4 protein-coding genes and 1 pseudogene are annotated in these 6,169 nt (G+C 40.8%); 3 read left to right on the top strand and 2 right to left on the bottom strand.

What is annotated here, in order from left to right:
• Positions 1-168 precede the first annotated feature (168 nt).
• Together KFE26_RS12565 and KFE26_RS12570 are read left to right on the top strand one after the other, a co-directional pair.
• Positions 169-1,380 (top strand): hypothetical protein, encoded by a 1,212-nt coding sequence (locus tag KFE26_RS12565; RefSeq protein WP_212600590.1) that lies wholly within the window; start codon positions 169-171, stop codon positions 1,378-1,380.
• Positions 1,381-1,457: 77 nt separating this feature from the next.
• Positions 1,458-2,303, top strand: a complete 846-nt coding sequence (locus tag KFE26_RS12570; protein WP_212600591.1) for a hypothetical protein — start codon at positions 1,458-1,460, stop codon at positions 2,301-2,303.
• 329 nt (positions 2,304-2,632) lie between these two features.
• Here KFE26_RS12570 and KFE26_RS12575 read toward each other — a convergent pair whose 3' ends face one another.
• Positions 2,633-3,523: an IS982 family transposase gene (locus tag KFE26_RS12575; RefSeq protein ID WP_212600592.1), complete on the bottom strand. Its 891-nt coding sequence runs from the start codon at positions 3,521-3,523 to the stop codon at positions 2,633-2,635.
• 259 nt (positions 3,524-3,782) lie between these two features.
• Between KFE26_RS12575 and KFE26_RS12580 the strand changes: the two are divergent.
• A pseudogene (locus tag KFE26_RS12580) lies at positions 3,783-4,875 on the top strand (ISAs1 family transposase).
• 70 nt (positions 4,876-4,945) lie between these two features.
• Here the strand turns inward: KFE26_RS12580 and KFE26_RS12585 are convergent.
• Positions 4,946-5,335: an H-NS family nucleoid-associated regulatory protein gene (locus KFE26_RS12585; RefSeq protein WP_212600593.1), complete on the bottom strand. Its 390-nt coding sequence runs from the start codon at positions 5,333-5,335 to the stop codon at positions 4,946-4,948.
• Positions 5,336-6,169: the final 834 nt, after the last annotated feature.

The raw sequence follows: 6,169 nt of genomic DNA on the forward strand, positions 1-6,169 counted from the left end.
AGGAGCAAACAATACCCAAAGGAACGGATAGACATTGAAGTCTAATACCTATCTTCTCTTCGGACCCAAGCGCCCATAACCCTTTATAATGAATTAACTTTTTATTCACCAATACGTATGGTGAACGTTTTTTCATGTATGAAGAGTTGATACTATTTCACTACTTATATGGATATTATTATGTCTTCAGGTACAGCTATATTAGAAAGAAGCGATGCTACGTCAGTTAATCAAGCAATGGATACGCTAACTGCACAGTGGTACAACGCCGTAGTCACCGGTTTAGGTTTATCGCCAGATCAATTTCAACTTTACCAGGGACCAAATTCAGCAATGAATACCTCTCAGGATATGTGGAATTTGTTTAACGCGGTGCCACCAGCATCGATTAACAATTACTATAATCCAAGCCAAGTGAATAACCTTGCCTCTGATTATGGGTTGATTTTGAGTGCTCTGGTGCCAAGTTCAAACTCGAGTTTCCAAAATTGTATGGGTGACTATTACAGTAAATGGACCAGCTATTTTAGTGATCACGATCCTAAAACTTGGGATGCTCAAGGGGTTTCCGATTTGTTTAGCTCATGGGCAATAAGAAATGCTCCTGGTCAAGCGGGTTGTGTAACAGGATTGACAAACATCTATATCAATCCAATTAATATTGCTGTTAATAAGTTTGCCTCGGCCAAAGAGCAATATGCTTGGAATAAAACTGTTGATGCAATGAAGTCTGCATTAGCTGGGGGGGCAAGCAAATCTTTCAGTATGAACAGCCAAACCGCAAGTAGTGACGTTGAGCATACTTGGGCAAATGGCCGTACGTCATTTTTCTTTGACATCTTTTCGTTTGGTGGCGGTGGTGGTTATGACCAACTTACCACCAAAACGAGCAGTGCAGGCTTAAAAATAGATGCTCAGTTTGACAAAGTGACCACCTTTACTGCTGGACCGCTGGCAGCCAATGATCCAAACAACCCAGTGTTATCGGATTACTCGGCATGGTATGAAAGCGCTGCTTTAGCGAAAGCCTATACGACTAAAGATAATACCGTTTGGAACAACCAAAGTTCGACTACTTGGGACAAAGCCTTTGGTAGCAATGGTTTTTTACAGCGCACCACATCGTCTATTGTGGTCGCCGATGGCATTACTATTAAGATGACCTCAAATGCCTCTTATAGCTCCAGCGAACGCACTGAAATTCAGGCCGCTGCGAAAGCAGGAATTTGGCCATTTTTCAGCGCTTCAGGTGGTGGCGGTAGCACCACTGATATTAAGTTTAATGATGATGGTAGCTTTACTGCTACAACTACAATTGCTTTGGGGAATCCTCAGATTTTAGGAATTTTACAATCACCAATCGCAAATAGTTTCTCTTAAAATTACCAACAATAACTGAAGGCTTCGCTTTTAAAGCGAAGCCATTTTAGTTAGCGCTGAAGCAGGAGGCTGGGCTGGTGAGTAAGTTGCTAATGCGGTTGTTAATATGTTTTTTGATTACCTTTCCTTGTGATTCATCTTCCGATAGTACCTTAGTGTCGAGTGATATTGCTCAATTTGCTATTAACTTTTGGCATCAACAATTATCTCAATATATTGATGTTAATGCTGATCAGGTAAAGCTTGCACAAGGTAATATGGCGCTTGGTAGTAATTCTAATCAATTGTGGAATATTTATAATGCCGACTCGAGTAGTACTGCTGGTATTTACTACGATCCGAGTCAGTTCAATAATTTTGCTTCCGACTATGGCATGATACTCTATCACTTACCTGTAGTGCCTGTACCAAACCCAGATTGCAATATCAATCAGGCAATCATAGACTTTAAAACAGCTAACGGTCAGTATCCTTGGAATAAAACTATTAATGATATCAATGCCGCATTGAATAATAGTAATGCCATGTCTTTAAATGCCAGTAAGATAATGCCAAATTTAAGTAATTCATCATCCCCTTATGTGATTACACTTAAAGCCAGTTATCAACGTTTTGTAACTTATTATGCTCAACCCTATTATCAACAAAGTCCTGAATTAACTGGCTATTCCCCTTGGTATTATCAATGTGCATTGTTTACAGCATATAACGATAAGACTAGCCCCTATTGGCAATCAACCTTTGGTGAAAAAGGTTATATGCAACAGGTCACCGTCGCACTGGTCGTGGTTGAAAATGGATCTTACTGTTTAACGATTACCTTTGATAATAAGCCGTCTGAGAATTGTAGCTCTAGCACGAGTCCCAGCATTATTGCCGTGGTGATCTCCCCAATTGATGAATTATCAGGTTTGTGGCGTTAGAGAATATCCCTGCTTATTAATTTTGCATCACCATTTGCGGATTATCAACGTCAGTAAAACCAGACTTTTATATAGGTGTAGGCATCTTTTTTTGAAGTATCTCGATGCCGCCAACTGAGGTCTACATCAATCCAATACCAGAGGATGTAGAGCAAGCCACCGTGCAGAAAGGGGTCAACTTCCCGACACTGCAGCTGGCGATCGCAAAAATAACTTAATTTTTAATGAGTTGGTTCAAGTGAGGTTGACACGTTCCGCCTGCGTTTGGCGCAATTACAAATTGCGCCTGATAAAGCCTTAGCTCATTACTAAAGTAACCTGAGATCGGTTTAACGAGCCATAACTGCAATAGCATTAAACTCCCCGTTAGTGAGGTTCAGTTGTGGCTTATTGTCTTTCAATTGATAGGCGATGAGTCCCGCAATCATATTGAGCATAAAACCATGCATGCTGCGGTGCCTAGAGTGCTCTATTTGAGAGATATTTTTTAACTGGTCGTTGATGGTTTCTATGATGAAACGTCTCGACAGCATCGCTCTATCCCACAACGACATCGCTTTTGCTTTCATATTTTTACGCACGTTTGTCACCAGTGTGACGCCTTTCTCCAGCAATTCACTGGACAGCGCTTTACTGATATACCCTTTATCAGCATAGAGTTTATTCATATCACTGTGCACCATCTCGTTCACCGGTTTTGTGTCATGTACATTCGCAGGGGTCACTTTGGCCGCCACGATTCTACCTTGATGATTCACAATCAAATGCAGCTTAAAGCCATAGAACCACCCCATGGTGCCTTTTCCTCTGCACGCCAGTCCCGCCAAGGTTTTATGGCGATGAATACGTAGGTTATGACACACTTTGATGCTGGTTGAATCAACAAATTCGATGCCAGAGGGGTCACTCTTGAGGCTGGTAAAGTAGCTGCAAAGCGGCACTAAAGCAGTGGGCATCACCTCAAGAAAGCGGGTATAGCTGAGTAAATTGGGAAAAGCGGATTTGTAGAAATGAGCCAAATAGCCGATGTAGAAGTTCTTGAAATCACGGTGGTGAGACATCTGAAAAAGTATGATGATGGTCATCACTTCGCTCATCGTCATACGGCCAGCGCGTTGACGCTTGCGTGTGCCATCGGTTAACAGCGTTTTTTCCCATTCTGGAATGAAAACAGCGCAAAAATCATCGACATCGCAAAACACATCCACTAATTTATGCATAGGCCCTCCGGTGTGATGGGGTTTCTCTTGGTCGAAAGATCCGATCACTTGGAGGGCTATTAGTTCAACATTTCTTATCCCGAGTTCAGGTTAAAGTAGGGTCAATTAACAAAAATTGGAGTTAACCATATCACTTTACTAACCAACAAAGGGACAGAACCAAGGTAAGATCGCGGACAATTTTCAGCCATTCAAACGGGCAATACTTCTCAATTTGACGGCTTTGTGATCTTATATTCTCTTTTGCTGAGACACGATCATGAGCCTTCTTTCCCTTACCAAGCACTTTGAACTTATTGAAGACCACCGACAGGCCGCCAAAGTGACTTATCCTTTGTTCGATGTGTTGTTCTTTACCGTGGTGGCGATCATCGGTGGCTCTGAGGGCTGGGAAGATATTGAAGACTTTGGTCATTGTCACTTGGAATTACTGAAGAAGTATGGTGATTTCAACAAAGGTATTCCTGTTCATGACACCATCGCACGAATTATCAGCAAAGTTGATCCAGAAGCGTTGCAACAAGCTTTTATTTCATGGATGCAAGCAACCCAACAATTGACTCAAGGTCAAGTCATTGCCATTGATGGCAAAACCTTACGCGGTTCTTATAACAGAGCGGAGCGTCAATCCGCTATTCATATGGTGAATGCTTCCTCTGTCACTAATGGTGTGGTGATGGCACAACTTAAAACCGATGCGAAGTCCAATGAGATCACCGCGATCTCTGAGTTATTAGCCTTATTGGATATTAAAGGCGCACTGGTTACCATTGATACTATGGGCACTCAAGCAGATATTGCTCATACCATCATAGATAAAGGCGCCGACTTCCTGTTAGCAGTCAAAGGCAATCAAAGTGCTTTGCATCAGCGTGTAAAGAGACCTTTGCAGCTCAGTTTGAGGAAGCAGAAAACGTCACTCAAATCGAGGCGCAGCGTAGTCGAAAAGAATATTGGGAGTATCAAACCATAGCGGCTCCCAAGGAGCTGATAGATGCTAAATGGCCAACAATACAACATTTGGCAAAGTCATTAGTTATCGGATACACAAAGGTGAAGGAAAGCTTCAGACTCGTTACTACATCAGTTCCGCGGTATTATCGGTAGAGAAATGAGCTGACGCTGCTCGTGTTCATTGGGCGGTTGAAAATCAGCTTCATTGGGTACTGGATGTGACAATGAATGAGGATGCTTGCCAGATATCTCGAGGTGATGGTGCAGAAAATCTAGCAAGAATGCGGCAGGCTACCGTCAATATACTGAAAAAAGAGCCAAGCAAATTAAGTCTACGGCGCAAGAGAAGCCTAGCCGCAATGAATTCAGCATATTTGGATAAGATAATAAATGCTTAAAAAACATTCACGCTCTTGCCCTGGGGACAGAACAGACTTTCATCAGTCTGTTCTGTAATGGACAGGGAATTTAGATCAAGAAGTCTTCAATTGAACGGCCATTTTCAATTTGCTGTTTGAATAAAGTTGGCATTCTACCTTGCCCTGTCCAAGTGACGGCTTCACCCTCAACCACTATTGAATATTTAGCTGGACGTGGTACTCTTGTGCATTTTACTTTAGCAGCAACACCGCCAAGGTCATCAAGTGACAAACCAGCTGACTCAATCATCTTCTGAAGTTCTGCAATTTTCGCGATACGTTCAGCATTTGCTTCAGCTTCAGCATTCGCTTCTTCTTCTCTTTCAGCAACGATCTTGCCTAACTTTTCGTACACATCTTTTAGTTCTGCAACAGATAACTCTTTAACCGAAGCTTTTAAACGACGAGCATGAGTTAAGATCTCTAAAAATTCAGACATTGTATTTCCCTAATAATTTTCTATCGCAGCAATATAGCTAATTTTCAATTTGTAATGAATACATAAAGAGATTCAATTTTAATAGAAATTAAAATGCAAAAATCTTGTTTTTTCAAGCAGATTTCAGCTGTTTTCGAAGCAAACAGCTAGATTCAGTCGAATGACCTAGCTTATGCACACAGACTGCATAAATAGTCAACTTATTGCTCATCTGATATATCTGACCAACTTAGGATAATTCCGACTAAGAACTTTAGCTTAATTTGATGAGTTTCGGGTTAAAATATCTATTGGTCAATGCTTACAGCACATACCGTTTTTTGGTTATGACGAATAGAAAACAGTTGAAAATACGGCCATATACCATTGATTTTTAGGTAAATTATCTGTTTATTCACTTGAATTCACATTTTATCCCCCCCTGTTCACCTGATTCAGCATTGTAATATTTCTTTTCCCGCATTCTCTACTGGTTTTACCTTCTGTTTATTCGGATAGATGTTTTATTGCAGGGTATTTTTCCGTGGCAATTTTAGTACCGCCTTGCAATAATTTCTTACCAGTGTCCAAAATGGAATAAACAGGCCTAAAGTGTCCTCTCCCGAAACCTAAAGCTTGATTAGATATATTTTTTACTCAGAGATTTATCTACCTCATAATTATATAGAGAAATACGCTGACATCTCCCTTCGCCATAAAGTAAACTCAACTCTGAAAAAAGTGAATTAATCTCATTGTAAAAAACGCTGCTAGAAACTTAAGTTACTACCACTCTTACTAAATACAACCAGAAATTTAATATTTCTGGTTTTATTTAGTAAGCGTGGTAGTAAC

This window comes from Shewanella sp. M16, assembly GCF_018224605.1.
GTDB classification, from domain to species: Bacteria; Pseudomonadota; Gammaproteobacteria; order Enterobacterales; family Shewanellaceae; genus Shewanella; species Shewanella oncorhynchi.

Excerpts from the sequence above, each read along its gene's own strand:
- KFE26_RS12575 (WP_212600592.1), bottom strand. The coding sequence starts at position 3,523 with ATGCATAAATTAGTGGATGTGTTTTGCGATGTCGATGATTTTTGCGCT.
- KFE26_RS12585 (WP_212600593.1), bottom strand. The coding sequence starts at position 5,335 with ATGTCTGAATTTTTAGAGATCTTAACTCATGCTCGTCGTTTAAAAGCT.
- KFE26_RS12565 (WP_212600590.1), top strand. The coding sequence starts at position 169 with ATGGATATTATTATGTCTTCAGGTACAGCTATATTAGAAAGAAGCGAT.